Source organism: Leifsonia sp. KNZ13-11D, from assembly GCF_056754895.1.
Genome location: NZ_JBPGWU010000001.1, coordinates 833,993 through 860,411 on the forward strand (window position 1 = coordinate 833,993; position 26,419 = coordinate 860,411).

The 26,419-nt window shown below is 69.8% G+C and carries 28 protein-coding genes and 2 pseudogenes; 20 read left to right on the top strand and 10 right to left on the bottom strand.

Features of this window, described 5'->3' with window-relative positions; translation table 11 throughout:
- The first annotated feature begins 2 nt into the window (after positions 1 to 2).
- The 4 genes from ACR9Y5_RS04180 (at position 3) to ACR9Y5_RS04195 (ending at position 3,627) form a co-directional block, all read left to right on the top strand.
- Positions 3 to 818: a sugar phosphate isomerase/epimerase family protein gene (locus tag ACR9Y5_RS04180; RefSeq protein ID WP_481296795.1), complete on the top strand. Its 816-nt coding sequence runs from the start codon at positions 3 to 5 to the stop codon at positions 816 to 818.
- Positions 819 to 888: 70 nt separating this feature from the next.
- Complete coding sequence (locus ACR9Y5_RS04185) at positions 889 to 1,869, top strand: zinc-binding dehydrogenase (RefSeq protein ID WP_481296796.1); 981 nt, start codon at positions 889 to 891, stop codon at positions 1,867 to 1,869.
- A gap of 41 nt (positions 1,870 to 1,910) precedes the next feature.
- Positions 1,911 to 2,642 (top strand): cupin domain-containing protein, encoded by a 732-nt coding sequence (locus ACR9Y5_RS04190; protein WP_481296797.1) that lies wholly within the window; start codon positions 1,911 to 1,913, stop codon positions 2,640 to 2,642.
- A 73-nt stretch (positions 2,643 to 2,715) separates the two neighbouring features.
- Positions 2,716 to 3,627: an aldo/keto reductase gene (locus ACR9Y5_RS04195; RefSeq protein WP_481296798.1), complete on the top strand. Its 912-nt coding sequence runs from the start codon at positions 2,716 to 2,718 to the stop codon at positions 3,625 to 3,627.
- 107 nt (positions 3,628 to 3,734) lie between these two features.
- On the opposite strand, the gene ACR9Y5_RS04200 is transcribed toward ACR9Y5_RS04195, so the two are convergent.
- Positions 3,735 to 4,292 (bottom strand): ArsR/SmtB family transcription factor, encoded by a 558-nt coding sequence (locus ACR9Y5_RS04200; RefSeq protein WP_481296799.1) that lies wholly within the window; start codon positions 4,290 to 4,292, stop codon positions 3,735 to 3,737.
- 215 nt (positions 4,293 to 4,507) lie between these two features.
- Here ACR9Y5_RS04200 and ACR9Y5_RS04205 point away from each other — a divergent pair, with 215 nt between their 5' ends.
- Both ACR9Y5_RS04205 and ACR9Y5_RS04210 read left to right on the top strand, forming a co-directional pair.
- The gene (locus tag ACR9Y5_RS04205) at positions 4,508 to 5,332 is read left to right on the top strand and encodes a S41 family peptidase (RefSeq protein ID WP_481296800.1); all 825 of its coding nucleotides are present in this window, start codon (positions 4,508 to 4,510) and stop codon (positions 5,330 to 5,332) included.
- Between the two features lie 285 nt (positions 5,333 to 5,617).
- Positions 5,618 to 6,034 carry a hypothetical protein gene (locus ACR9Y5_RS04210; protein ID WP_481296801.1) on the top strand — a complete coding sequence of 139 codons (417 nt, stop codon included), beginning with the start codon at positions 5,618 to 5,620 and terminating at the stop codon, positions 6,032 to 6,034.
- Between the two features lie 8 nt (positions 6,035 to 6,042).
- On the opposite strand, the gene ACR9Y5_RS04215 is transcribed toward ACR9Y5_RS04210, so the two are convergent.
- The gene (locus ACR9Y5_RS04215; RefSeq protein ID WP_481296802.1) at positions 6,043 to 6,264 is read right to left on the bottom strand and encodes a CsbD family protein; all 222 of its coding nucleotides are present in this window, start codon (positions 6,262 to 6,264) and stop codon (positions 6,043 to 6,045) included.
- 82 nt (positions 6,265 to 6,346) lie between these two features.
- Between ACR9Y5_RS04215 and ACR9Y5_RS04220 the strand changes: the two genes are divergently transcribed.
- Positions 6,347 to 9,010: a hypothetical protein gene (locus ACR9Y5_RS04220; protein ID WP_481296803.1), complete on the top strand. Its 2,664-nt coding sequence runs from the start codon at positions 6,347 to 6,349 to the stop codon at positions 9,008 to 9,010.
- 1 nt (position 9,011) lies between these two features.
- Here ACR9Y5_RS04220 and ACR9Y5_RS04225 read toward each other — a convergent pair whose 3' ends face one another.
- Positions 9,012 to 10,691, bottom strand: coding sequence for a PucR family transcriptional regulator (locus tag ACR9Y5_RS04225; protein WP_481296804.1), 1,680 nt, complete (start codon positions 10,689 to 10,691; stop codon positions 9,012 to 9,014).
- 169 nt (positions 10,692 to 10,860) lie between these two features.
- On the opposite strand from ACR9Y5_RS04225, the gene ACR9Y5_RS04230 reads away from it, so the two are divergent.
- From ACR9Y5_RS04230 to ACR9Y5_RS04245, 4 genes and pseudogenes are all read left to right on the top strand, one after another.
- Positions 10,861 to 11,283, top strand: coding sequence for an Hsp20/alpha crystallin family protein (locus ACR9Y5_RS04230; RefSeq protein WP_481296805.1), 423 nt, complete (start codon positions 10,861 to 10,863; stop codon positions 11,281 to 11,283).
- Between the two features lie 30 nt (positions 11,284 to 11,313).
- Entirely contained in the window at positions 11,314 to 13,194 is a 1,881-nt protein-coding gene (gene dnaK / locus ACR9Y5_RS04235; protein WP_481296806.1) for a molecular chaperone DnaK, read from the top strand.
- 14 nt (positions 13,195 to 13,208) lie between these two features.
- Positions 13,209 to 13,745 carry a nucleotide exchange factor GrpE gene (locus tag ACR9Y5_RS04240; protein ID WP_481296807.1) on the top strand — a complete coding sequence of 179 codons (537 nt, stop codon included), beginning with the start codon at positions 13,209 to 13,211 and terminating at the stop codon, positions 13,743 to 13,745.
- Positions 13,746 to 13,779: 34 nt separating this feature from the next.
- Positions 13,780 to 13,884: pseudogene (locus ACR9Y5_RS04245) on the top strand (DnaJ domain-containing protein); the annotation flags it as partial.
- An 83-nt stretch (positions 13,885 to 13,967) separates the two neighbouring features.
- On the opposite strand, the gene ACR9Y5_RS04250 reads toward ACR9Y5_RS04245, so the two are convergent.
- Positions 13,968 to 14,210, bottom strand: a complete 243-nt coding sequence (locus ACR9Y5_RS04250; RefSeq protein ID WP_481299610.1) for a hypothetical protein — start codon at positions 14,208 to 14,210, stop codon at positions 13,968 to 13,970.
- Positions 14,211 to 14,223: 13 nt separating this feature from the next.
- On the opposite strand from ACR9Y5_RS04250, the pseudogene ACR9Y5_RS04255 reads away from it, so the two are divergent.
- The 6 genes and pseudogenes from ACR9Y5_RS04255 to ACR9Y5_RS04280 all read left to right on the top strand — a co-directional run.
- Positions 14,224 to 14,505: pseudogene (locus tag ACR9Y5_RS04255) on the top strand (J domain-containing protein); the annotation flags it as partial.
- 178 nt (positions 14,506 to 14,683) lie between these two features.
- Positions 14,684 to 15,001: a chaperone modulator CbpM gene (locus ACR9Y5_RS04260; protein WP_481299514.1), complete on the top strand. Its 318-nt coding sequence runs from the start codon at positions 14,684 to 14,686 to the stop codon at positions 14,999 to 15,001.
- Positions 14,992 to 17,643: an ATP-dependent chaperone ClpB gene (gene clpB / locus ACR9Y5_RS04265; protein WP_481299515.1), complete on the top strand. Its 2,652-nt coding sequence runs from the start codon at positions 14,992 to 14,994 to the stop codon at positions 17,641 to 17,643. Before ACR9Y5_RS04260 ends, clpB begins: the two co-directional genes overlap by 10 nt.
- Complete coding sequence (gene trxA / locus ACR9Y5_RS04270; protein ID WP_481296808.1) at positions 17,640 to 18,140, top strand: thioredoxin; 501 nt, start codon at positions 17,640 to 17,642, stop codon at positions 18,138 to 18,140. The genes clpB and trxA overlap by 4 nt, the downstream gene beginning before the upstream one ends.
- Positions 18,127 to 18,393 carry a UBP-type zinc finger domain-containing protein gene (locus ACR9Y5_RS04275; RefSeq protein ID WP_481296809.1) on the top strand — a complete coding sequence of 89 codons (267 nt, stop codon included), beginning with the start codon at positions 18,127 to 18,129 and terminating at the stop codon, positions 18,391 to 18,393. Before trxA ends, ACR9Y5_RS04275 begins: the two co-directional genes overlap by 14 nt.
- Positions 18,390 to 20,054, top strand: a complete 1,665-nt coding sequence (locus tag ACR9Y5_RS04280) for an FAD-dependent oxidoreductase (RefSeq protein ID WP_481296810.1) — start codon at positions 18,390 to 18,392, stop codon at positions 20,052 to 20,054. The genes ACR9Y5_RS04275 and ACR9Y5_RS04280 overlap by 4 nt, the downstream gene beginning before the upstream one ends.
- A gap of 70 nt (positions 20,055 to 20,124) precedes the next feature.
- On the opposite strand, the gene ACR9Y5_RS04285 is transcribed toward ACR9Y5_RS04280, so the two are convergent.
- The 3 genes from ACR9Y5_RS04285 to ACR9Y5_RS04295 form a co-directional block, all read right to left on the bottom strand.
- Complete coding sequence (locus tag ACR9Y5_RS04285) at positions 20,125 to 21,138, bottom strand: hypothetical protein (RefSeq protein ID WP_481296811.1); 1,014 nt, start codon at positions 21,136 to 21,138, stop codon at positions 20,125 to 20,127.
- A gap of 180 nt (positions 21,139 to 21,318) precedes the next feature.
- Positions 21,319 to 21,912, bottom strand: a complete 594-nt coding sequence (locus ACR9Y5_RS04290; RefSeq protein ID WP_481296812.1) for a hypothetical protein — start codon at positions 21,910 to 21,912, stop codon at positions 21,319 to 21,321.
- Between the two features lie 67 nt (positions 21,913 to 21,979).
- Positions 21,980 to 22,576 carry a dihydrofolate reductase family protein gene (locus ACR9Y5_RS04295; RefSeq protein ID WP_481296813.1) on the bottom strand — a complete coding sequence of 199 codons (597 nt, stop codon included), beginning with the start codon at positions 22,574 to 22,576 and terminating at the stop codon, positions 21,980 to 21,982.
- 161 nt (positions 22,577 to 22,737) lie between these two features.
- On the opposite strand from ACR9Y5_RS04295, the gene ACR9Y5_RS04300 reads away from it, so the two are divergent.
- Together ACR9Y5_RS04300 and ACR9Y5_RS04305 are read left to right on the top strand one after the other, a co-directional pair.
- Positions 22,738 to 22,920 carry a hypothetical protein gene (locus tag ACR9Y5_RS04300; RefSeq protein WP_481296814.1) on the top strand — a complete coding sequence of 61 codons (183 nt, stop codon included), beginning with the start codon at positions 22,738 to 22,740 and terminating at the stop codon, positions 22,918 to 22,920.
- On the top strand, positions 22,895 to 23,671 hold the full coding sequence (locus ACR9Y5_RS04305) for a hypothetical protein (RefSeq protein WP_481296815.1): 777 nt from the start codon (positions 22,895 to 22,897) through the stop codon (positions 23,669 to 23,671). The genes ACR9Y5_RS04300 and ACR9Y5_RS04305 overlap by 26 nt, the downstream gene beginning before the upstream one ends.
- 85 nt (positions 23,672 to 23,756) lie before the next feature.
- On the opposite strand, the gene ACR9Y5_RS04310 is transcribed toward ACR9Y5_RS04305, so the two are convergent.
- A complete protein-coding gene (locus ACR9Y5_RS04310; protein ID WP_481296816.1) occupies positions 23,757 to 24,833 on the bottom strand; it encodes a phosphotransferase in 1,077 nt (358 codons plus the stop codon).
- Between the two features lie 29 nt (positions 24,834 to 24,862).
- A complete protein-coding gene (locus ACR9Y5_RS04315) occupies positions 24,863 to 25,411 on the bottom strand; it encodes a hypothetical protein (protein WP_481296817.1) in 549 nt (182 codons plus the stop codon).
- Positions 25,412 to 25,545: 134 nt separating this feature from the next.
- Here ACR9Y5_RS04315 and ACR9Y5_RS04320 point away from each other — a divergent pair, with 134 nt between their 5' ends.
- On the top strand, positions 25,546 to 25,731 hold the full coding sequence (locus ACR9Y5_RS04320) for a hypothetical protein (protein ID WP_481296818.1): 186 nt from the start codon (positions 25,546 to 25,548) through the stop codon (positions 25,729 to 25,731).
- 12 nt (positions 25,732 to 25,743) lie between these two features.
- Here ACR9Y5_RS04320 and ACR9Y5_RS04325 read toward each other — a convergent pair whose 3' ends face one another.
- The gene (locus ACR9Y5_RS04325; protein ID WP_481296819.1) at positions 25,744 to 26,307 is read right to left on the bottom strand and encodes a dihydrofolate reductase family protein; all 564 of its coding nucleotides are present in this window, start codon (positions 26,305 to 26,307) and stop codon (positions 25,744 to 25,746) included.
- Positions 26,308 to 26,419: the final 112 nt, after the last annotated feature.

Sequence of the window (26,419 nt, forward strand, 5' to 3'; positions counted from 1 at the left end):
CCATGCGCTTCGCCATGTGCAACGAGTTGTTCGACGACCGCTCGCTCGCCGACGGGTTCCGCGCCATCGCCCAGGCGGGCTACCAGGCGGTCGAGCTCGCCCCCTTCACCCTCGGCGCTCCGGCCGAAGATCTCGGTGCATCCGAGCGCTCCCGGATCCGGCGCAGCGCGGCACGCCTCGGGCTGGAGTTCACCGGCCTCCACTGGCTGCTCGCCCGTACGGAGGGGATGCACATCGCCGCCGCCGAGCCGGCCGTGCGACGGCGCACGCTCGACCACCTCAACGCGCTGACCGACCTCTGCGCCGACCTCGGCGGCCGCGTGCTCGTGTTCGGCTCGCCGGGCCAGCGGTCGACGCCGGAGCACATGGCGGCTCAGGATGCCCGGATGCGGTCGATCGACCTGTTCCGCGCCTGGGCGACGCGCGCCGAGCAGACCGGTACGACCATCTGCCTCGAGGCTCTGCCACCCGACGAGACCGACTTCATGAACACGACCGCGGAGGTCGTCGAGATCGTGCGTGCCGTCGGTTCGAGCGCGGTGCGGCTCGTCCTCGACGTCAAGAGCATGAGCTCCGAGTCCACCCCGATCCCTGACCAGATCGCGAGCGCCGCCCCGTATCTGGCGTACGTCCAGGCGAACGACGCCGACCGCGGCGGCCCGGGGTTCGGCGAGACCGATTTCGTCCCGATCTTCCGTGCTCTGGCGGCGGCCGGTTACGACGGAGACGTCTCCGTCGAGGCCTTCGAAGTCGCCACCGACGTCGACGACCTCGCGCGCAGAAGCTACGACTATCTGCGCCGCTGCGCCGCCGCCTGAGGCCATCGAACCCACACGAAGGAGCAGATCCGTGCAAGCCCACCGTCTCGTCTCGCCCCGAATCGGCGAAATGGAACTCGAGCCTTTCGACCTTCCGGACGAGCCGCCGCCCGGCAGCATCCTCGTGCGGGCCGGGGTGACGATGATCAGCGCCGGCACCGAGGTGGCCAACTACCTGGGCCGCACGACGGAGCGGCCGCCGGAGCGCACCGAGCCGTACTATCCCGGATACTCGTTCGCCGGGGAAGTGATCGCGGTCGGCGATGGGGTCGAGCGCTTCGCGCCGGGCGATCGCATCTCCGGCCCTCTTCCGCACGCGTCGATGGCGGTGGAGGGGCGTCCCGAGCGGCTCGCCCGCATCACGCACATCCCGGAAGGCGTCAGCGACCGTTCCGCGGCGTTCAGCCAGCTCTCGTGCATCGCGCTGAACGGGGTCCGCAAGGCGGGCATCCAGCTCGGCGAGCGGGTCGCGGTGGTCGGCGCCGGGCTGGTCGGGCTTCTGGCCTCGCGGCTCTCGCAGCTGTCCGGCGGCAATCCTGTCGTCTCGTTCGATCTCGTCGCCGAGCGCCGTCGGAAGGCGCTGGAATTCGGCGCGAGCGCGTCGTTCGATCCCTCAGCCGACACCACGGCTGCGGAGGTGGCCGCGATCGCCCCGGACGGGTTCGACGTCGTCATCGAGGCGACCGGCGCTGCACCGGCATTCGTTCCGGCGCTCAAGCTCGCAGCCCGCGGCGGGCGCGTCGTCCTCCTCGGCAGCACCCGCGGAGTCGTCCAGGGCTTCAGCCCGTACGAGGACGCCCATCTCAAAGGCCTCACCCTCATCGGCGCTCACGTCTCGACGGCGCCGACGGTCGCGACCGCTCACGACAAATGGACGGAACCGGCGAACCGCCGGGTTCTGCTGTCGCTCATGCGCGAAGGCAGCCTCGACGTCGAGCAGCTCATCTCGCACGTGGTGCGCCCCGACGAGGCGGGTGCGGCGTTCGCCGGGCTGGCGAACGAACCGGAGAAGTATCTCGCCGTCGAGATCGACTGGAGCGCACTGCGATGAGCCGGGGTGACGCGCCCACACTCTTTCCGGGCGGGACGAGCGTGTCCAGGCTTCGGGTCTACCCGTGGACGGCGCCGGATGGGCTGGCCGGCGGAACCCCGCACCTGCACACGGCGTGCAGTGAGGCCTACGTCGTGCTCGAGGGTCGCGGCCGCGTGCAGACGCTGAGCGCCGACGGGTTCCGCGAGACTCCCCTCACGCCGTCCTCGATCGTGTGGTTCGACCCGGGTGTCATCCATCGCCTGGTGAACGACGGAGGTCTCCGGCTGCTCGTGGTGATGCAGAACAGTGGTCTGCCGGAGGCAGGAGACGCGGTGATGACGTTCCCGGTGGACGACCTCCACGACCCCGATCGCTACCGTGCGCTCGCGACCCTGCCCACTGCTCGCGACGGCGCCCCGGGCGGATCGATCGAGAGCGCAGCCCGGGAGCGCCAGGCACGGGCCGTCGACGGCTTCAGCCGGTTGCGCACGGCCGTCGAGGAGCGCGGACCCGACGCGCTCGAACCGGTCTACACCGCAGCCCGTGCCATCGTCGCTCCGCGCCTCGATGCCTGGAGGCGGATCTGGGCGGCGGGCGCTGCCGGCGCGGCCGATCGCACCGGCGCGATCATGTCGGCGATGGCCGCGGGCGGTTCGGACCACCTGAGCGCGGGCAGGCTCGAAACGCGGGAGACGCCGGATGCTGCGCGGTACGGAATGTGCGGCTTCCTCGACGTCTACGACCTCGCGCCCCACGCGGCGCCGTCGAGCGCCGGCGACTCCGCGAGGTGATGGAGGACGCTGGTGTCCGCGGTCGGCCGTGTTCGTGCCCGGCTCACTCACGCCGCGACGTAGATTGATTCGGATGACGGATATCAGCGGACGGGCGCCCGGAACGTGGCAGCTCGGTGATCGGACGGTCAACCGGATCGGTTTCGGCGCAATGCGGCTCACCGGGAGTGCCGCATTCGATCTGGGCGAAGCGAGTGATCGTTCGCGGTCGATCGCGGTGCTCCACCGGGCGGTCGAGCTGGGCGTGAACTGCATCGACACAGCCGCCTTCTACTTCTCGGCCACGCGGTCGGCCAACGAGCTGATCGCGACCGCGCTCATCCCGTACGCCGAGGATCTCCTGATCGGCACGAAGGTCGGACCGGGGAGGAGTCCGTCGGGACGGTGGCTCGACTGGGCCAGGCCCGATCAGTTGCAGGGGCAGGTGGAGGAGAACATTCGGCAGCTCGGCTTGGATTCGCTCGATCTCGTGACGCTCCGCGTGTACGGCACCGGCTCCATCGCCGACCATGTCGGAGCACTCGCCGACCTTCAGCGAAGCGGTCTCATCCGGCATCTCGGCCTCTCGACCGTGACGGTGCAGCAGCTCGATGAAGCGCAGCGGATCGCCACGATCGTCTCGGTTCAGCAGCGCTACGCGGTCGACTTCCGGCCGCCGAACGCCGAAGCGATGCTCACTGCGTGCTCAGAACGGGGGATCGCGTTCATCCCGTACTTCTCGATCGCGGGAGCCGGCAAGGAGAAGGGTGCGGGCAGCGCGGAGCATCCGGTGGTGGCGGCCGTGGCCGAAGCGCACGGCACGAGTCCAGCGCAGGTGCGGCTGGCATGGTCGCTGAACCGGAGCACGAATGTCGTCGCCATCCCCGGCACGGGCAGCCTGGAGCATCTCGAGGAGAACATGAGGGCCGGCGAGCTGGAGTTCACGTCGGCAGAGCTCACGGCCCTGGACGCCGTCTGCTCCGAGGCTTCGCCGCCCCGCGAGTGACCCCTGCCGGCGCCGGCGCCGGCTCGTGGTGCGGGTAGGCGCGGGCCGGGCGCGCGTGCGCCGGCGGTCGGCGGGGTGATAGGAGCGAGGCTGCCTTCACCCCTCCATCAGCGGCCCGTCGCCGCGGTATTCGAGTGGTCGGCGCCCGCTTGGTGGAACAGCACGACGGCGAGCTGGGCTTCTTCGGCGTGCTCTCCCGTCTCGGGCTCGAACTCGTCGACCAGCGCGAGAAGTCGCGAAGAGAACTCGTGGTATCGAGCGGCGCTGACCCGTGCTCGGCGGCGAGCGACCAATTGATCCGGTGAAGCGGGAACGGCTCCGAGGTCATCGATCACGGCCCGGAGCACGCTCGACGCCGCACCCGGCAACGGGTCTGGCCAGAGGAACCGCTCGGCGGTGAGGGTGTAGAAGCGCTGGTGCACTCCGCGGACCTTCTGTGTGCGCGTCACAGTGACCAGGCCCGCGCGTTCGAGCAACCGCAGGTGATAGCTCGCGCTGCCCTTCTGCAGTCCGAGTTCCGCCGCGATGCCGGAGATGCTGACCTCGCCGTGCCGGAGTCGATCGATGATGCGGTGGCGAGTCAGATTGCTCAGGGCCCGGAGCTGTTCCTGGGTGCGCAATTCGACTGTCCGGCGTGCTCGGGCGGGGCTCGGGATGTCGTCCACATCGAATGGTAAACATATCTAGACCATTGGATCAACCTGCGGCTACGGTGGGACGACGCGCACGCCCCGGGGTCGTCTGTGAGGGCTCCTGAGCTCATCGGCACGCGCGGAGCCCAGCTATCCAGCCATAAGGAGCAGTGATGGACACTCATCTGGCAGATTCGGAGCGGACCCGAATCGTCGAGACCGCGAGCCGGGAGATCGAGGACGGATACGTGTTCCCCGACGTGGGGGAGCGGATCGCACGCCGGCTGCTCGACGACCTCTCCGGCGGAGCGTTCGATGATGCCTTCGACTGCGCGACCCTCGCGGTGCGCGTCACGCAATCTCTGCAACGCGAGGACACCGACCTGCACCTGCGGTTCATTTTCCACGAGTCCCCGCTCTCCGATGGGCCCGACGATCAAGGCTTGCGCGATCACCTGGCGGCACGGGCCGCCCAGAGCCTGAACGGCATCCACAGGATCGAGCGTCTCGTCGGCAATGCGGCCCTCCTCGCTTTCGGCCCCATCCTTTTCGAACCCGCCGTCGCCGGTGACTCCATCAGTGCGGCACTACGGGTCGTCGCGCCGGCGTCCGCACTCATCCTCGACCTGCGAGAGCTGGTCGGGGGAAGCCCGGAAACGGTGGCCCTGGTGTGCGGATACCTCTTCGATGCACCAACGCACCTGATCACAGTGCACGAACGGGGGGAGCAGCAGATGACGCAGAGCTGGAGTCTTCCCTGGGTTCCCGGGCCCAGATTCGGCGGCACGAAACCGCTCGCAGTCATCATCGGGCCCCGGACCTTCTCCGGCGGAGAAGAGCTCGCCTACGACCTCCAACAGCATCAGCGTGCGATCATCGTCGGCGAACGCAGTCGCGGTGGGGCCCACCCTCGCACGGGCATCCGTTTGCATCCGCACCTGGAACTCGCGCTCCCGGTAGCGTGGCCGGCCCACGCGGTCTCAGGATCGAACTGGGAAGGCACCGGGGTCATCCCGGACATCGACGCCCGTTCGGAGGACGCGGTCGCCGTTGCGCTCGCCCACGTCAGCTGAGGGGAGAAGGCGTCCCTCGTCGTGATCGTGATCGTGATCGAGGCAGGCCATCAGTGCCTCCGGCCCGTGCGTCGGCGACGTTTCACGGTACGTGGCGACCACTGCCGGCGACTATCCGGAGCGCGCCTCGATGTGGCCGATTCGCGCGCCCGCCATCCCTGCCCCCGCCATCCCTGCCCCCGCAGGTGAAGTCGCGACCCGTCTTTGGGCCGGACAGGACGTAGTCCGGGTCCGGCCGGCCGCCTAGCGTGCAGCGGTATCAACCACTGCTACGAGGGAGTCATCATGGCCCGAGACATGGACGAAGAGGACAGGACACCCGCGCAGGACGACTTCGTCCTCGCGATCGAGGGCGGCCCGCTCGCCGAAGTCGACATCGTCGAGACGGACGACGGCCCGCATGTCGACATCTCGATCAGCGCGGTATCCGTCGACCCGGACACCGGGGAGGCCGTGCCGGTCGGCATCGCTCTGAACGGGGATGATTCCGCCTACGTCGTCACGGTCGCCGGCGAGGAGTTCCTCGTGCCGCTGGAGGAGACCAGCGAGGAGTCGAGCCACCGGCAGTCGGCGGCGATCCGAGCGTTGCGCAGGCTTCAGCAGCTGGCGCAACGCGTTGAAGATGAGACCAAGGGCATGGCCAAGCGGCTGGCGGAGAAGTTCAAGCGCGGGCGCGACGACAGTGCGGGGCGCCCGCGCTGAGGCGACGCCTAGAGGGCGTCCGCGTCGTCCCGACGGTCGTCGTGCGACTTCTCGGCGCTGTCCTTCAGGTGCGCCTTCACGTCGGCGACCGTGTCCTTGACGCTGCCCTCCGCCTGCTCCGCCTTGCCTTTCACCACGCGCGACTCGTCGTCGGTGACCTTGCCGATGACCTCGTCGACCTTGCCCTTCAGCTTGTCGCTCTTCGCGTCGACCTTGTCGTCGATGCCCATGATGTCCTCCTCGTCGATCCGTACTGCTCCGTGGATTGCCGGTCACCGTACGCGGATTTGGGCGAGTGAGTAGTGTCGCGTCATGTCCGATATGCATCGCAGATCGCAGGCACGGGCCGACGTCACGCGGCGCGAGGTCGTCATCGCGGTGTGCGGCGTCCTGGTCGCTGCCGCGCTCGTCGCCGTCGCGCACTATGCGGGTGACCCGCTCTGGGTTCGGCAGCGCCTTCGCCCGACTCCGGGATCGGACGTCGCGCTCTGGCAGGTGCAGACCACCTTCCTCTCGGTGGGGTTCGCGGGGCTGGCGATCGCGGCCCAATTGTTCGCGGAGGCCCCGCTCGCGATCGGCGCATCCCGCGGACGGGTGCTGTCCTATATCGGCGCCGGATGGTTCGTCAGCGTCGGCCTGGCGGCGAACGCCGTCATGGCGATCGAGGCCATCTGGCTCCCGAGCGCGACCGGCGTCGTGATCACCTTCGCGTGGTTCGTCGCCACCGCTGTGCTGCTGCTGGTCTCGACGTCGAGGCTCACGCGGCTCTTCGGCCAGCCCTCCCGGCTCGACGAGGTCGTCCGGTCGTCGCTCGTCGAGACGCTCTCGGATCGCCTCGACCGGATGTCGCTCCGGTATGCGGGCGCGACGAAAGGGCTGGACGAACTGGTGGCATCCGACGCGCTCTCGCGCACGACCACGGAATCCGTCTCGACGCTCGACGTACCGGTGCCCGATGTAGGGCGTGTCGTCAAGGGCGTGAAAGCCAAGCTCGTCCGTCAGGCGATCGCGTCCCTCGGCATCCCGGCCGGTCATCGCCGATCGGATGTTCGCCGTGCGGCCGAGGAGTACGTCCCGCCCCGGATCGTGCTGGACGTCAACCCGGGGGACCGCACGCGGCTCGGGGACACAGCGTTCCGGGTGATCACAGCGACGCCGGTCGACGCGCCGACGGCGGGCCGGGTCGTCCGGCTGCTGCAGTCGAGCATCGAGCTGGAGCCGCCGGGAGCGGTCACGCCCGATGAGGAGACCGAGCACGAGATCGCTACGCTCAAGGACGCGATCGGGACCAACCTGCGTTCGGGGGCGCTGGCAACAGCAGAGCGCGCGCTGGAGGTCCTCGGGCACGTGGTGCGGGGAGTGTGGGTGGCGCGCCCCGACGACACGGAGCTGTCTGCGAGGGGGATCTCGATCCGGGGGAGCGGGCTCAGCCGGAGCCTCAGCGAGGTCGAGCAGGACGTCGTGCTGTCGCCGCAGGTGGCGCTCGTCTTCATCGATGCGGCGACGGTGCGCGCGCTCGAAGCGCCGGCGACGGGATCGTCCGAGTATGTCGACGAGTGTCTCCGCAGTTTCACGAGGCAGTGGTCCGACATCCTCCGCCAGGGAGGGCCCGAATTCGATGCGACGCCTCGTCGTATCGTCGTCCGGATCCGCGATCTCGCGATGAAGACCTCCCCTGCGGCGACCGAGTCCGACGTCCTGCGCCCGCGCGGGATCTGGGCGATGGTCGAGCTGGTCAAGCTGGCGCTCGACGCCGAGCGGCCGGAGGTCGCCACGATCGCCGCGGAGGAGCTCCGGCGGCTCTTCGAGTCGGACGGGGACGGCTCCGCGCGCACCCAGGTCCGGGCAGGTCTCCTCGTCCTCTCCGCCTGGCTCGGGTACCTCGCAGGTACGAGCGACCATCGCTATCCGGCCGACTCCGGTCTCGACGCGATACTGCTCCCGGACGGATCCTGGCACGACATCTTCGCGGCCCGGGATGTGATCGACCGGGGCACACCCTTCAGCCGGTGGGACACGTGGGAGACCGAGCGCACGACGCACGGTCGCGGTGCGGGGACGCAACTGCCGGAATTCCTCGATCGCGCCCAATTGTCGGCGCTTCTCGGCGCGTCCGGGGTCCTGCCGGACGCGGCCGATGAGGAGACGGCGTCCGAGTACGAGCGACTGCTCCGCTTGATCCCCGACGCGACCCGCCGGACCGATGCGGCCCAGGGCTACCTCAAGCAGAGGCTCGAGGAGGAGATCGGGGAATGGGATGCCGGGGAGGACGATCGCCTTGCACGCCAGCCGTTGTCGCCGGCACGGATCGAATCGCTCACGGTGTCCCTGCGGCACGCCCTCGACGAGCGAGACCGCCTCTCGCAAGCGGTCTCCGATCGGACGGAGGGACAGGCGGGCGCCGACGAGGCCCCGCAGATCCTCGGCATGGACTTCCGCGTTCCCCGCCGGTACTTCATCGAGACCGCCGCGACCGACAGCGGCGCCGACATCCCGTCGCTGGCCCGGATGATCGCCAGTGCCTTCGCGGAAGCGGAGGATCGGCAGCTCGTCACCGTGCTGCGGGGCGCAGGGGTCCGGCTCGACCCCGCGGCGGCGGCGGTGCGCGACGTGGTGGAGATCCTTCGAGATCAGGCCGAGCATTTCGTCCTGCTCACTGCCTACGGTGGTCTCGGAGAGGCGGGTCGCGGGTACCCGGCCGACGTCACGGAGGCTCTCGACCGCATCACCGTCATTGAGACCGGCGCTCTCGAGGAGGGGGCGATCCTCTTCGATCGGCGGACGACGCTTCGCTGCCACCGTGAGCCCGAACAGCGGGAAGGGCTTTCGCCGGTGGAGGGGACGCCGCTGGCGCTCGGGGTGCACGACGATGTCCGTGACGTCGACGGCTCCCAGGTCCGCGTGGAGCTCGGTGAGCGTTTCGTGGCCCGGCCGGGGGAGGCTCCCCGCGCCTTCCGGCTCGGGGGCAGCCGCTGAGTCAGCGGAGCTGGTCCGTGAGTGCCGCCCGGGCACGGATGGCGATGTGCAGATTGAGGCGGGATTCGGGGTCGTTGAGATCGCGGCCGCACACGTCGCGGATCCTGCTGAGGCGATAGCGCAGCGTGCTCCGGTGGATGATGAGAGCCGCCGAGGCACGGTCGTAATTGCCGCCGGAATCCAGGTAGACCGCGAGGGTGCGGACGAGGTCGGAGCGGTGCTGCCGGTCGTGCGCGATGAGGGGGCCGAGCCACTCGTCGACATAGCGTTCGAGCCTGACCCCGTCATCCGAGGTGTCGAGAATGCGGAGCAGCCCGAGGTCGTCGTGGTTGGAGAGACCGAGCGGCTGCCGGGATCCGGTCCGGATGCGCACCGCCCGGGCCGCCTCGGCGAATGAGCGGGGGAGGTCGCGGGCCGAGCACCGTCCGCCGATGCCGATCGTGCCTCGTACGCTGGTCAACGCGGCGGACACCCTCTCGTAGAGACTCGAGAGGTCGTGGCCGTCTGCAACCACGGCGAGCGTGGCGTCCGGTCGCCGTGAGATCAGAGCAGGCACGTGCATGGCCGCCAGCTCGTAGCGGACCGCTGCGCTGACCTCGACCCCGTTGGGAGTGGGCGACTCCCAGGCGACGAGCACCACCCGCTGGAAGCCGCCGAGGTCGAAGTGGAGCGCTTCGGCTCTCGCGAGGGCGTCGCCGACCCGGGAGCCTGCGACGAGATCGTCCGCCAGGTCGCGACCGAGCCCGAGTTCGACTTCCGCGACGTTCCGGCGATGGGCGAGTTCGACCGCGATCGTCGCGCTCGCGTACTCGAGGGCGAAACGGTCGTCGTCGGTGCGGCTGTCTTCCGGATCGTAGATGCCGATGAAACCGAGTGTCTCCCCTCGCGAGCGGATCGGCGTCGATCGCCAGCCGCTGTTCGCGAGCCCGCCCGCTGAGAGGTTTCCGGCGGACACGATCATCGCGGAGTGCGCGGACGAGTCGGCGACGCCGACGGGCGCGAGCTGATTGCCGAAGGAGTCCTGCAGGACGACCGATCGCTGCGTGATGTCGCTCACCGTCTCGACGATCTGCGCCTCGCCCTTTCCGGACCCCGCCGCTGAGACGATCGCGTCGCGGATCTGCTGCTGCGCGTTCAGTTGCACGATCGTGGCGGCCATCGTGCGATTGAAGGCCACTTGCACCTTGCCGAGCCGGCGCAGCTCCCGGGCCTGGCGGCGCTCGCGGTCGATGAGCTCCGCCGCGGCCAGCGCGGCTCCGGTCGGCTCCGCCAGCGCGAGGAGGAGGAACATCTCCGCCGTCGACGGCTCCGCCGTCGCCTCGAGAACGAACGCGCCCTTCAGCTTTCCGGTCCCGCGGAAGAAGAGCGCGTAACGCCACGCCTCATCGTCGAGGCGCGCGAGAACCCCGTTGACCCCCGCTCGTGCCTCCACGAGGAGGTCGAGCTGGCCGTCCTCCGTGCCCGAATACCGGACCAGGCGTCCGTGCGAGGCGAGGTAGACGGCGCGAACGACGCATCCGGCGATCTTCCTGGCCGACGCCTCTGCGAGGCGAAGCGTTTCGCGAGCGGACGGATGCTCGAACATCCGGGAGCCCATCCGGAAGATGTCGTACAGCCCTGTCTGCGCCTCGGCGCCGGGCTCGAGGCGTGCGACATGGTCCGGATGATTGGATGCGCCCATTGTGTCAACTCCGCTGCGCTCACGCTAACCCTCATCGGTTCGACCCGACAGTGCAAAGTCCGACCTTTCTTTCGCTCCGGCGGGTCGAAGAGAACGTGACGACGGCGGCGCACACTCGCGATCGGGTGCGGCGCGATCGCCGGTGGGGAGGAAGAGCCTTGTGACTCTGATGGGATTCGACACGTTTCGCGATGCCGATCGTGTCGTGGCGCAGGCGGTCGGCGCGAACCGGCGGACCTATGCCGTGCCGCTGGAGGCCTATCGGCGAGGGGATCAGTACGTCGTCATCGCGGATGCGCCCGGCGCGGACATCCGCGACATCGACGTGCGCGTGGATCGCAATGTCGTCACCATCACCGTGCAGCGTCGCCCGAAGTTCGCGCCGGACGACGTCGTCCTCATCGACGAACGTCCCCGCGGCGAGTTCGTCCGCCAGCTCTTTCTCAGCGACAGTCTCGACGGCGCGAAGCTCGTGGCGCACTTCGGAAACGGTGTGCTGACCCTGCTCGTCCCGATCGACGAATCGAGCAGACCTCGCCAGGTGGGCATCTCCTCGGCGCCTGGCACCAGCGAAACGCCCTCGGGCGATTGATCCGGCGGCACCACGACGAAGGAGCGTTCCATGGCAAAGGCAGTCGGCATCGACCTCGGCACCACCAACTCGGTGATCGCGGTGTGGGAGGGAGGCGAGGCCAGAGTCATACCGAATGCCGAAGGGGCTCGCACGACCCCGTCGGTCGTCGCCTTCACCGACACCGGTGAACGGCTCGTCGGACAACTCGCCCGACGGCAGGCGATTCTGAACCCGAAGGGGACGATCTCGTCGGCCAAGCGCTTCATCGGGCGCTCCTTCGACGAGATCCAGGAAGAGGCCAAAGCGGTCGGATTCGACATCGCGGCCGGTCCGAACGGCGAAGCCAGGTTCGACGTGCGGGGCAAACTGTATGCGCCGGAGGAGATCAGCGCGCTCGTCCTGCGCAAACTGGCCGACGATGCCGGCAAGTTCCTCGGCGAGAAGGTGACCGAAGCCGTCATCACCGTCCCCGCATACTTCAACGATGCCCAGCGCACGGCGACGAAGGACGCCGGGCGGATCGCGGGTCTCGACGTGCTCCGCATCATCAACGAGCCGACGGCGGCGGCGCTCGCGTACGGGCTGGACAAGAAGGAGCACGAGACCGTCCTGGTCTTCGACCTCGGCGGCGGCACCTTCGACGTGAGCCTGCTGGATGTCGGCGACGGCGTCGTGGAGGTCCGCTCGACCGCGGGCGACACCCACCTCGGCGGCGACGACTTCGACCGCCGCATCGTCGACTATCTCGCGGACGAGTTCCAGAAGGAGAACGGCATCGATCTACGGCAGGACCCCCAGGCGCTCCAGCGACTGTTCGAGGCGGCGGAGAAGGCGAAGGTCGAGCTCAGCACCGTGAGCCAGACGCAGGTGAGCCTGCCGTTCATCACGGCGGACGCCGCCGGCCCGAAGCACCTGACGACGACGCTCAAGCGCGCCACGTTCGACAACATCACCGCCGACCTGGTCGAGCGTTGCCTCGGCCCGGTCCGTCAGGCGATGGAGGACGCCAAGGTCACGGAGAACGACATCGACGAAGTCATCCTCGTCGGCGGTTCGACGAGGATCCCCGCGGTGCAGAACCTGGTCAAGAGGCTCACCGGGGGCAAGGACCCGAATATGACCGTGAATCCGGACGAGGTCGTCGCCATCGGCGCGGCGATCCAGGCCGGAGTGCTGAAGGGGGAGGTCAGCGACGTCCTCCTGCTCGACGTGACGCCGCTCTCCCTCGGGGTCGAGACGCGTGGTGGGGTGATGACGACGATCATCGAACGCAACACCACCATCCCCGCGCGCCGGAGCGAAGTGTTCTCCACCGCTCAAGACGACCAGGACTCGGTCGAGATCGTGGTGCTGCAGGGCGAGCGGGAGCGCGCCGCCGACAACCGAGTCCTCGGTCGCTTCCAGCTGACCGGCATCCGGCCCGCCCCGCGCGGTGAGCCGCAGATCGAGGTCACGTTCGACATCGATGCCAACGGCATCCTCAACGTCACCGCCCGCGACAAGGACACCGGGGCCGAGCAGGGCATCACCATCAGCGGCACCACGACGCTCGACCAGGCCGAGATCGAGCGGATGGTCCGCGAGGCGGAGGAACACCGTACCGAGGATCAGCGATTGCGCGAGGACATCGACGCCCGGAACGAGCTGGATGCTGCCGCCTACCGGGTCGAACGGGCGCTCGCGGAGCGCGGCGATGCGGTCCCGGCGCACGAGCGGTCGCGCGCGGAGATGCTGATCGGTCAGGCGAGGGACGCCGTCGGACGCGAGGTCTCCGCCGCCGAGGCGCGCGAACTGACGAGCGAACTGCAGCAGGTGGATGCCGCCCTGTCCGTCGCGCGGCCGCCGCAGGGATCGTCCGCGCCCGGCGGCTCAGCCGCAGCAGACGACAGCGACGACGACGTCGTCGACGCCGACTTCGACCGGAACTGAAGGGGCCCGCGGAGATGGAGACCTCGGATGCGCGCAGCGCAGAGGGCGAGGAGGAGCTCGCGAGTGCGGACCCGGCCGGCGCTACCGACAGCCCGGCGCCGGAGCCTACGGACGAACGGGATGCGCGCCTCGCGGAGCTCGACGATCGCTGGCGTCGTGCGGCCGCGGACCTGGACAACACCCGCAAGCGGGCCGCTCGCGAACTCGCGGTGGCGCGTGACGCCGAGCGGGCCCGCGCCGCGTCCGTCTTCCTCCCCGTCGTGGACGGGCTGTCCGATGCGGTCACCTATGCCAAGCAGGTGAGCGACCCGCTCGCCGAAGGCGTCGAGTCGATCCGCGAGCAGGCGGTCGCCGCGCTCGAACGCCTCGGCTACCCGCGCATCGACCAGGTGGACGTGCCGTTCGACCCGCGCATCCACGAGGTCGTGTCGGTCATCGACAGCGAAGACCTCCCGCCGCGGACGGTGGTGGCGGTCACCCGGCTCGGGTTCGGCCTGCCCGAGCGGCTGCTGCGGCCCGCGGGCGTGGTCGTCACCGCAGCGCGGGAGTGACGCCGTGGCCGACGACTACTACCAGCTGCTCGGCGTGTCGCGGTCGGCCGACGCCAAGGAGATCCAGCGCGCCTACCGCAAGCTGGCGCGCGCCTACCATCCGGACGTCAACAAGCAGCCGGGCGCGGAGGACAAATTCAAGCAGATCAGCGAGGCGTACCACGTGCTCAGCGACCCCGAGTCGCGGGCCCAGTACGACCGCTTCGGACCGGACTTCCGCCACTACGCGGGCGCCGAGCGCGAGTACGCCTCGCAGGCTGCCGGAGGTGCGAGCGGCGGAGGTCGCACCCGGGCGAGGCCGGGATCGTCGGGGTTCAGCTGGTCGAGCGCGCAGGCGGGGGCCGGCCCCGGCAGCGCGTCGGTCGACTGGGAGGACCTCTTCGGCGACGTCTTCGGCTCGATGCGCGGGATGGACACCGAAGCCGAACTCGAGCTGAGCGTCGACGAGGCCTTCCGCGGTGGCACGCGCACGATCGTCCTGTCCGGGCCGGACGGCGACCGTCAGACGTTCGAGATCCAGATCCCGCCGGGCACCCTGGACGGTCAGCGCATCCGCGTCTCCGGCGGTGGACGAGCCGGACGGCAGGACGGTGGGGCCGGCGACCTGGTCATCACGGTGAGGGTCAGGTCCGACAAGCGCCTCCGCCTCGACGGCAAGGACATCGAGATGGACCTGCCGATCTCCCCCTGGGAGGCCGCGCTCGGGGCGAACGTCTCCACCCGCGCTCCTGGCGGACCCATCACCGTCCGCGTCCCGGCCGGGTCGTCGAGCGGCCGGCGGCTGCGGCTCAAAGGCCAGGGCATGCCGCAGGCCGGGGGAGGCCGGGCGACCTGTTCGCCCGGGTCAAGATCATGGTCCCGTCACAGTTGTCCGACCGCGAACGTGAGCTGTTCGGGCAGCTCAAGCGCGAATCCTCCTTCGATCCGAGGTCGTCATCATGAGTTCCCCCTTCCTCCCGGTGATCCCGCCCCGTCTGGACGTCGAGATGGTCGCGATCGCGTCCGGCGTCCATCCGGAGCTGGTGCGGCGGTTCTACGAGCTCGGGCTCGTCCCCGCCCGGGTGGACGCGTCGGGCCGGCTGTGGTTCGCCCCGGACGCGCCGGAACTGGTGCGGCGCGTCGTGCGGCTGCACGCCGACCTGTCGCTCAACTACGCCGCCATCGCGCTCGTCGTCGACCTCCTCGCCCGGATCGACGTGCTGGAGGGCCGGCGATCGGTGATCCGCTCCGGAAAGGGGACTCCGCCATGGAGATGAACAAGCTGACCCAGAAGTCGCAGGAGGCGCTGCAGGAGGCGCAGAGCATCGCGAGCCGCAATGGGCAGACGGAAACGGAGAACGAGCATCTCCTGCTGGCGTTGCTCACGCGGGAGGGGGGTCTCATCCCTCGACTGCTCGAAGCGGCCGGGGTCGATCTGACCGTCCTTCTGACGGAGGTCCAGCGGGCGATCGAGCGCAAGCCGAGCACCACCGGGCCCGGTGCGACGCCCGGCCAGGTGTTCCTCTCCCGCTCCCTCGCGGCGACCCTCGACCGGGCGGAGCGGGAGGCCAGCCGGCTGAAGGACTCCTACGTCTCGGTCGAGCACCTGCTGCTGGCGCTCGCCGATGATCCGAGCGGTAGCGCGGCCTCGCGCCTGCTGCAGAGCAACGGCGTGACGCGGGAGAGCTTCCTCAACGCGCTGACCGCCGTCCGCGGCAACCAGCACGTGAACTCCGCGACTCCCGAGCAGACCTACGAGGCCCTGGAGAAGTACGGCCGCGACCTGGTGGCGGACGCGCGCGCCGGCCGGCTCGACCCGGTCATCGGGCGCGACACCGAGATCCGCCGGGTCATCCAGATCCTGTCGCGGAAGTCGAAGAACAACCCGGTGCTGATCGGCGAGCCGGGCGTCGGCAAGACGGCCATCGTCGAGGGCCTCGCCCAGCGGATCGTCAACACGGACGTCCCCGAAGGTCTCCGCGACAAGACGGTTTTCCAGCTCGACCTCGCGGCACTCATCGCCGGCGCGAAATACCGCGGCGAGTTCGAAGAGCGGATGAAAGCGGTCCTGGCCGAGGTCGTGGCCGCCGAGGGCCGTATCCTGCTGTTCATCGATGAGCTCCACACCCTTGTCGGCGCCGGAGCGACCGAGGGCGCGATGGACGCGGGCAACATGCTGAAGCCGATGCTCGCCCGCGGGGAGCTGCATCTCATCGGCGCGACCACCCTGGATGAGTACCGGCAGCACATCGAGAAGGATGCGGCCCTCGAACGGCGCTTCCAGACGGTGCTGGTCGACGAGCCGAGCGTCGAAGACGCCATCTCGATCCTCCGTGGGCTGCGCGAACGCCTCGAGGTCTTCCATGGGGTGCGGATCCAGGACAATGCGCTCGTCGCCGCCGCGACCCTCTCTCACCGGTACATCACCGACCGGTTCCTGCCCGACAAGGCCATCGACCTCGTCGACGAGGCCTGCGCCCGGCTGCGGACGGAGATCGACTCGATGCCGGCCGACCTCGACGAGCTCACCCGGCGCGTGACCCGGCTCGAGATCGAGGAGGCGGCGCTGGAGAAGGAGGAGGACACGCGCAGCCGGGTCCGACTGGACGAGTTGCGACGCGAGCTGGCCGACCTGCAAGCGGAAGCGAACGCGAAACGTGCGCAGTGGGAGGCGGAACGCCAGGCGATCCGCAAGGTGCAGGAGCTCCGGAGCGAACTGGAGCAGGTGCGTCGTGAGGCCGAAGACGCCGAGCGCCGGTACGACCTGAACCGCGCCGCCGAGCTGCGCTACGGCAGGCTCGCCGAACTCGAGCGGCAGCTCTCCGCCGAAGAGCAGCGACTCCAGGCGAAACAGGGCAGGCAGCGGCTTCTGCGCGAAGTGGTGACCGATGAGGAGATCGCGGAGATCGTCGCCGCCTGGACGGGCATCCCCGTCGCGCGGCTCCAGGAGGGGGAGCGCGCGAAGGTGCTCAAGCTCGACGAGGTCCTGCATGAGCGCGTCGTCGGCCAGGAGGAGGCGGTGAGGCTGGTATCCGACGCGATCATCCGTGCGCGGTCCGGCATCCGAGACCCTCGGCGGCCGATCGGCTCGTTCATCTTCCTGGGGCCGACCGGGGTCGGCAAGACGGAGCTCGCGAAAGCCCTGGCCAGCGCTCTCTTCGACAGCGAGTCCGCGATGATCCGGCTCGACATGAGCGAATACCAGGAGCGGCACACCGTCAGCAGGCTGGTGGGCGCCCCTCCGGGATACGTGGGGTACGACGAGGGCGGTCAGCTCACGGAGGCCGTGCGCCGCCGGCCGTACTGCGTCGTCCTCTTCGACGAGATCGAGAAGGCGCACCCGGATGTGTTCAACACCCTCCTGCAGGTGCTCGACGACGGGCGCATCACCGACAGTCAGGGCCGGACGGTCGATTTCCGCAACACCATCGTGATCATGACCTCCAACATCGGGGCCGAGCACCTGCTGACGGGCGCCCGGGACAGCAGCGGCGGCATCCCGCAGGACGTCAAAGACCTGGTGCTGGCGGAGTTGCGCGGCCGGTTCCGGCCGGAGTTCCTCAACCGGGTCGACGACATCGTCATCTTCGCGCCGCTGGGACTCGACCAGATCGAGTCGATCGTCGACCTGCTGATGGGCGACCTGGGCCGCCGGCTCGCGGAACGCCAGATCATTCTCGAGGTCACACCGGAGGCGCGGCGCCTGATCGCGGAGCGCGGTTACGATCCGCTGTACGGCGCGAGACCGCTGCGCCGGTACATCTCGCACGACATCGAGACGCGCCTGGGGAGGGCGCTGCTCTCGGGTGCGGTTCAGGACGGCTCGACCGTGCGTATCGACGTCCGGGACGGCGACATCGTCGTCGACGTGGTCGGGACACCGGTGGACTCCGAGGCGGAAGCCGAGGCGGCGGTATGACCACCATCGAGGCGACCAGGATCATCCGCTGCCCGAACTGCGGGCGCAAGAACCGCGTCCCCGCCGCCGCGGGCGGGAGCCCCCGATGCGGGAACTGCCACAAGCCGCTCCCGTGGATCGCCGACGCTCTCGACGACACGTTCGCGGGCGTCGCCGAGGACGCGGACGTGCCGGTGATCGTCGACATGTGGGCGACCTGGTGCGGCCCGTGCCGGATGGTCAGTCCGGTGCTGGAGGAGCTGGCCGCCGAACGCGCGGGTGAGGTGAAGCTCGTGAAGGTCGATGTCGACCGGGCGCCCCGCCTGTCCTCGCGCTTCGCCGTGCAGGCCGTGCCGACCCTGATGATCCTGGATCACGGGAAGGTCGTCGCGCGCCAGGCCGGCGCGGCGCCGGTCGCCGTGCTGCGCCGCTGGTTCGACGACGCGATGGCGCAGCACCGGCGGACGGAGAAAGGCGCCGGCGGTGCGGAAAGAGAGGCGAGCCGTGACCGATCGTAGGGATCCCCATGTCGGGTACATCCGTCCCGTGGCTCCGCGCACCCCGGGAGCGTGCGAGGACTGCCTGGCGCTCGGAACGCCGTGGGTGCACCTCCGGCTGTGCCTGACCTGCGGCAAGGTCGGCTGCTGCGACTCCTCGCCGATGAAGCACGCGCGTGCTCACGCGCGGCACGACACGCATCCGATCGTGCGCTCGCTCGAACCGGGCGAGGACTGGCGATGGTGCTACATCGATGAGGACTACGTGTGGTGAGCGGCCCTCATCCGGACCGGTCGGAGGAGGAGACCCCGGACGCTTTCGGCGCGTACCCGCGGCTCACGCCGCCGCAGCTGCAGGCGCTGAGCGAACACGGCGTGACCGAGCACGTCTCGGCGGGCCAGGTGCTCGCGCGGGCCGGTGAGCCGCTCGGCTCGTTCTTCGCGGTGGTCGAGGGACGGGTCATCGCCGACCACGGCGGCCCGGAGATAGGGGATGCGCGAGCCGAGGTCCACGGGCCGGGGCGCTTCGTCGGTGACATCGGGCTGCTGGAGGGGCAGCCCTCGTTCGCGACGATCGCCGCACTCGAGGACGGGACGGTACTCGACGTGCCGATACCGGCCTTGGAGCGGATCGTCACCAGCGACCCCGTGCTCGGCGACCTCATCCTCCGCGCCTACCTCATCCGGCGGTCGATGGCGATCGGGTCCGGTACGGGGCTCCGCATCGTCGGCTCGCGTTTCTCGCCGGACACCCGCCGGTTGCTCGACTTCGCGGCGCTCAACCGGATACCGCACCGGCTGGTGGACCTGGAGGACGACCGGACGGCCGAGGTCATCGTGCAGCGGTTGCGGCTCGACATCGCCGATCTGCCCGTCGTCATCGTCGCGGGCTCGCGGATCCTGCGAAACCCGTCCATCGCGGACCTCTCGAAGGCGCTCGGCATCGGGAGCATCCGACCCCGCCCGACCTGCGACCTGCTCATCGTGGGCGCCGGTCCGGCCGGTCTGGCGGCGGCGGTGTACGCCGCCTCCGACGGGCTGTCGGTCGTTCTCTCCGACGCCATCGCAACGGGCGGGCAGGCCGCGCGGTCCGCGCGGATCGAGAACTATCTCGGGTTCCCTGCGGGGATCTCGGGCGCCGAGCTCGCCGAGCTCGCGCGTCTCCAGGCAGTGAAGTTCGGAGCGACCGTCTTCGCGCCGGCCGACGCGCGGGCCCTCGGCCTCGCCGGAGGTGCGCTCACCGTCCGGTTCTCCGACGGAACGACGGTGTCCCCTCGGGCCGTGGTGGTCGCGTCGGGGATGGAGTACCGCCGCCTGCGGGTGAAGAACCTCGATCGGTTCGAGTACACGAGTGTCTACTATGCGGCGACGATCAACGAGGCGCGCGAGTGCGGAACCGATCCCGCCGTCGTGGTGGGCGGCGGCAACTCGGCCGGACAGGCGGCCGTCTTCCTGGCCCGGACCGCCGCTCGCGTCCACCTCGTCGTGCGCGGGGCAGCCCTCGGGCAGGACATGTCGCGGTACCTGGTCGTCCAGGTCGAGGATCACCCGAGGATCACCGTGCACCTGCAGTCCGAACTCGTGGAAGCCGCCGGAGGGGCCCGGCTCGAATCCGTCACCGTGGAGGATCGGCGGTCCGGCGCACGCGAGGAACTCGCGACCGCGCACCTCTTCGTCTTCATCGGGGCGATTCCCGCTACGGGCTGGCTCGGTCCCGGCATCGACCGCGACGAACGCGGGTTCGTGCTCACCGGGATGCGGTCGGGCGCCATCGGCTCCCGTGGACAGTCCTTCGAGACCTCGGTGCCGGGCGTCTTCGCCATTGGCGACGTGCGCAGCGGATCGGTCAAACGGATGTCCGCGGCGGTGGGCGAAGGGGCCAGCGTCGTGAAGATGGTGCACGATCACCTCGCAACCGGAGGCGCACGGGGGTGATCGTCGGCGTCGGCGTGCACGAAAGGATGGGCGGCGGGCACGCGCCCGCCGCCCATCCCTCATGCCGTCATCAGCCGGTGATCCGCAAGGAATCGAACTGGTTGATCGCCGACTGGGTCGCGTCGTGCGACGTCGAGAAGATCCCGGCGTCCTGGGTCGCCGCCGCCGTGCCGAGCGTGACGGGGGACCCGATCGGCACGTAGTTCACACCGTCGTAGGAGTACGAGGCCGTGAAGGACGTGCCTGTGCGGGCGAGCTGCACCCAGATCGGCCGGAAGACGTCGACCGACGCCTTCGCCTCCGAGTCCAGGTAGCCGTCGCCGTTGGAGTCCCACTCGAACACCACGCCGTTGCGCGCCGTCACTGCGACGACGGCGTACCCGGCCGAGGAACCGGCCTTCGTGATGTCGTTGCGGACCGTCACCCCGGATTTGGCCGACGCGTTCGCGTCGTTCACCGACACGACCCGGGCCGACACCGCGGAGTCCGCCGTGAACGATCCGGCCTTGTAGATCGCCCCGAACTGGTCGGAGTGCTGACCGCCCGCGCCCCACACATCGGCTCCGGCCGCGGCGATTCCGTAGGCGTCACCGGCCTGTCCGAAGTACGAGCTGACCGCCGACGAGCCGGTCGTCGACAGGCCCGTGACGGGCGCATCCACCGGGCAGCCGGTGAACCCGAACTGGTTGGCGTTGAGCGACGTCCGGTACTGCGGCGCCACCCCGGCCGCGCAGATCACGTCGAGGGCGCCGGCGGGCCAGTTGGTCCCCGAGACCTTGACGTTGTTGATCAGCGTGTTGTTGTGGGCCGCGGCGTTCGGGGCCGAGATGCCGCCGGAGTTGTACCAGTTGTTCTGGATGGTGTTGTCGCTGGTGTTGTTCCGGAGGCTGTAGGCGTTGGTGAAGACGAACGACCCGCCCTGGACCACGTTGTTCTCGTAGGTCAGGGAACGCGAACCCTCGTCGAGGTAGAGCCCGACACCCGAGATGTTGAACAGGTAGTTCTTGTCGACGACCGATCCCGGGCTGGCCGACAGGTTGTACACGGAGCCGCCGTCGGCGAACCGCGCCTTGGTGTTGTGCACCAGGTTGCCCTCGACCGTGTTGTCCTTCAGCGTGGTGGGCGTCGTGTAGAGCGTGTTCCACTTGTAGTAGCCGCGGTCGACATAGTCGTTGGAGCCGCCCGCATCGCCAGCCGTTCGGCCGGGAGCCGCTGGGGGATGAGCCGGGCCGCGGCCGTGGAATCAGGCGCCATAGGTATGACCTTAGCGCCCAACGCTGTGTCGGTGCGGGAGCAGTGCCCACAGCGCCGCCGCGGTGCCGAGACCGTACGCGAGGTGTGCGGTCAGGTCCTTGCCGAGCGTCTCGGCGTCGTACTCGGTGATCGGCTTGTACAGGTGCATCGGGGGCAGGATCACGTAGCTGAAGGCCCACATCCCCGCTCCGAAGAGCAGCCCGTAACCGACGCGGGGCCGTCGGAGGGATGCCGCGAGCAGCCCGTACCCGACGGCCGCTGAGACCGAATAGCCCCAGTGCATGACGTTGTTCGTCTGGCGAGCTGCCGAGTCGGGCAGTTCGCGCTCGAAGAGCCCGTCGACGACGCGTCGTCCGACCTGCGCCGGTGCCGGCGCGTTGTCCCAGCCGGTGACGTCGGCGGAGAACTCCCACTCGCCGAAGCCCTCGGTGCCCTGATCCCGCCGGTAGCGCCGGTACATCACGAGATCCATGGCGAGGGTGCCGACGACTCCTGCCGCCGCGCCCCGGGCCACCGCGCCCAGCGGAGTGACGCGCCGACGTCGTGAGAACCTGGCCACGGTCGTCGGCGCGTTCCGCCGGCGATGGCTGTCCGCCTGCATCATGACCCGAGTCCTCCCGTCGCCCGATGACGGTCGCAGCTTACGCCGGTCGATGCCCACGCGGAACGTCTCAGGCGTACTGCGGCCGGCCGCCGACCCGGTAGCTGAGCGCCACGATGCCCGTCGGGAACACGCGGGTGCTGGTGAGGTCGAGGGCGAAGTCGAGGCCGTGCTGGGGCAGCCAGCGTTCGCCGTCTCCCACGATCACGGGGAACTGGACGAGGTTCAGCTCGTCGACCAGCTCGTTCTCGAGGAGCCATCGCGCGAGCGCCGCGCTCCCCACCACCAGCAGCTCGCCGCCGGCCCGGTCCTTCAGTTCGCGGACGTGAGCCGCGACATCTCCCGAGAGGACGGTCGTGCCCGGCCAGGTCGGTGCCGTCAGGGTGTTGGAGACCACATACTTCGGCCGCGAGCTGATCGCCTCGCCGAACCCGCCGTCGTCGCTGCGGGCGCCCCAGTAGGTCTCGAACAGGCCGTAGGTCTTGCGGCCCAGCAGGAAGGCGTCCGGGCGCCGCCACGTGTCGAGGATGTACTGGACCGCCTCGCCGTCGTTGAGCGGAAGCGCCCAACCGCCCCGGGTGAATCCGGGATCCATCTCCTCGTTGTTGCCGCCGTTCGCCTGCGCGACGCCGTCGAGGGTGACCTGGAGGCTGATCGTGAGCTTCATGTCGTGTTCCTCTCTCTCGCCCGTTCTACGAACGGTACCTGCGGATTTCGACAGCATGGGGAGAAGAGGAAATGAGGATTTGTCAGATAGTGCTTCTCGCTCCGCTCCCCCCGTTCTAGCCTGCTGGTAGGGCGGCGCTCCGCCGCCGACGGAGGTGCGAGATGGCGAACGACGGCGGTAAGGAGAGCCGCGAGGCGGCAGCAGGATTCGGCGACGCCACCGAGAGGGGACTGGGCGCGATCGGGGACGCCCTCGACGCCCTGAACGGGAAGAAGGGCGCCGACGGACCGCGCAACGACGATGCCGGTGGCGACGGCGATGTCAACATCACGATCAATCGGTGAGCGCGCGATCGCCGTCGTGGCGGCGGCGGTCGCCGTCGCACTCCTCGCGGCCGGCTGCAGCGGCGGCTCCAAGCTCAGCGCCCTCCTGGCGAGAGGCGCGTCCGAGGCGTCGACCGAGCTGCGCCCGCTCAGCGACGACCTCCTGCGCGCGGCGCAGAGCGGCCCCGTCAAGACACCGAGTGCATTGAAGGAGGCCGCCGACAGCATCCCCGCCTCGGGCCTCTCCGACGCCGAGCGCGCCGCAGCGGCACGGGTCGAGAAGTGGGTCACGGTCATCTCGTTCTGGAATGGCGCGGTGAAGTGGTCGACCGGCTGGGAGAGCGGTCTCGGTGACGAGGCCACCGGGCTGGTCGGCGCCGCCCTGATCGCCGAGGCGAAACCGGCGTTCAGGCAGCAGGTGGACGAGCTCACGGAGCGGCTCCTCCGCAACCTCACGTGCCAGACGGCGCGGAAGTACATCGATGCCGCCGCACAGGAGGCGGAGGCGAAGTCGGACCTCCTCTACGACCCGTCCGAGCCGTCCGACGCCTCGGACCAGCCGGCCATCGAGCACTTCGCCCGCGGCGTTCTCTACGGCGACTGGGACGATCAGAGCGTGGAGGCGACGATCGATCTGGCGGCCCTTGCCTCCTCGATCGTGGGCACGGTGCAGACGTGGGAGAAGACCGTGCGCAGGATCATCGATTCGCCCGACGGCACCATCCGGCAGGCGAACATCTTCTATCTGCGCAGCTGCGTCGCGAAAACGTGACGGACCGGTTGAATCGCGAGACGGCGATTGCGGTCACCCATCGGCTGGAATCGGCGGCCGACTGTGCCCCGACGGACGGGCCCGGTCAGCCGAGCGTGCGGTCCGCGGCAGCGAGGAGCACGCCCACGAGCTCGATCAGTTCCTCGCGGGCCGTCTCCGGTGGCTCGTCGGGCAGGCTGCCCCGGCGCGGCGGATCGCCGGACTCGAGGCCGGCCACGACGTCGACCGCGAGCTTCCAGCGGAGGGCGATCGCCGCATCCACCCCTCGGCGGATCTCGGCGGGGGAGACGGCGGGGACCTGCTCGCGGAAGCCCTCGATGTAGGCCTCGATCGCGTCATCGAGGACAGAGGTGATGACGTGGACCGACGCGTCGCCGCGTCGCGGAGAGAACAGCAGCGAGGCGAGGTCGGCGCCCACGGTGCCGGGCCCGACGGACTCCCAGTCGATGAGTACGGTCGCCGTGGGGGTGCGGAACACGTTCGCGCCGACGGCGTCGTGGTGGCAGAGGGTCTCTGGGAGGGATTCGAGCACCGCCCGCACCTGCGACTGGGCCAGGATCAGACGCTCGACGTCCGCGAGCCGGTCTCCGAAACCCGCCACGGCATCGGGATGCGCCCGGCGCACCGTCGAGAGCCCGCGCTCGACCGCCTCCGGCTGTCCGTGCCGGTCGATCCAGCCCCGGAAGAACCAGGGCTCGTCGGCGGGGCGGCCGAACCAGTGGCCGTTCATGCTGCCCAGGTCGTGCGCGGCGGTGAGGATCGCCTGCCCGTCCAGGGGCCGTGTCCCGTCGTGTCGCACGTCCTCGATCCAGAGCGTGATGGCGCCATCGTCCTCGAGCAGTGCGGCGTGGGCGCGTGGGGCGTGGATGTGGTCCGGCATGTCGTCGAACAGGCCGGAGCGGTAGGCATCCAGCTCGCGGATGCCGTTGCCGTACAGGTAGGGCGCGGCCAGGTGCGGCCCCTCGGTGCGCTTCTCGATGAGCGACCAGGTGCTGCGTTCCCCATTCACGAGGGCCTCGCCCTGCAGCCTGCTCAGCTCGCGGTGCGCGAAGAAGGCGTCGTAGTCGAGCAGGGTCTCCCGGATGGGACCGAGTGCGACGACGTCGCCACCGAGCATCGCGCGGACGGCGGTCTCCCGGCTGCCTGGCTGCGCGCGATCCATCCCTCCATCCTGCCGCACCGGCTCGGCGGTCAGCGCCAGCGGACGACGGCGCGATCGCCCGACAGCCTCCCGGCCTCGGCGAAGCCGAGAGCGACGAACGCCGGCAGCACGCCCGAGAAGCGGTTCGTCGTCGCGCCCGGGACAGCGGGATCGATCGGGTACGCCTCGAGGGAGGCGTCGACCCGCCTGGCCTCGCGCATCGCGCCTTCGATCAACGCCGTCATGACGCCCTCGCTGCGTGCGCGCTGCGGTACGTAGAAGCAGGGGAGGGACAGCGGCTCGTCCTCCGAGAACGTGGAGGCGCGGAATCGGCCGGTGAGGTAGGCCAGCTCCGATCTCCTCGTGAGTCGTGCCCATCCCACCGGTTCGTCCTCGCGGAAGGCCAGGAGGCCGGCGGAGCCGGCCGCGACCTGAGCCTGCAGAGCGGCGCGATTGGTGTCGCGGTCGCGGCGGTGGTAGCCGGGCCCGAGGAGCCAGTACTGGCACCAGCATCCATTGGAGGCGCCCGCCCGCCCGAAGAGCGTGCGCACCTCCGGCCACCGCCCGGCGGCCGGGACGACCTCGACGGTGCTGCCCACGGCGGCCATTCTCCGCCGGTCGCCGGTCGAAGGCGAGTGGGGCGTCGGCCGCCGCTCGCTCTTGCCGCAGCGGCGGCGGCGCGCGTAGGGTGCCGCGTGTTCGGCTCGCACCCGGGCCGGGAAGGCAGGCACCCATGTCCACGAACGCCGACGCGACCTCTTTCAAGAGTTTCGATGACGCGCTCACGCGCGTCATGGAAGAGAACCCTCCGCCCAGCCCGGCGCCCCGGGACTACGCGATCAAGCGGGCATGGATCGAGGTGGGCGGCGCCGTCGGGCGCACCCAGTATCACGTCGAAGTCGAGATCACCGATCGCTGACGCCGGGCCCGCTCACACCGCCCGGGGGCGATAGCGGAGCAGGACGACGCCGCCTCCGATCCGGCGCTCGCCGATCAGGTCGAGGTCGACCCGCATCCCGGTGGGGAGCCCCGGCTTGCCGCCGCCGACCGCGACCGGGTGCACGTACAGCTGGACTTCATCCACCAGGCCGGCGTTCAACGCCTGAGCGGCGAGGTCGGCGCCCCCGATGATCAGATCCCGGTCGGTGGCCGCTTTGAGCTCCCGCACCTCTGCGGGGTCGAACTCGCGCGCGATCCGGGTGTCGGCAGTGGGCACCGTCGTGAGCGTCCGGGAATACACCACCTTCGCCGGCGCCCGCCACGCGGCGGCGAAGCCGGTGAACTCCGGCGAGAGGTCCGCGAGCGCGGGGTCGGTCTCCCAAACGGACATGGCCTCGTACAGGCGCCGGCCGTAGAGGAGTGTGCCCGCGGACCGCATCAGCTCGGTGTGCGTCGCGAACACGTCGTCGTCGACAGGCATCCAGTCGAACCCCCCGTGCTCGTCCTCGATGTAGCCGTCGACGCTGACGTTGGTCGGATAGATGAGTGCGCCCATGCGATTCCCCCGGATGTCGAACGTGGCGGCGTCCGCCTTCGGATCCGGACGCCGCATCGCGTTCGTCGAAATGTATTCACCGCGGACCGGCCGGGTCAAGCGCGTCGCGCGT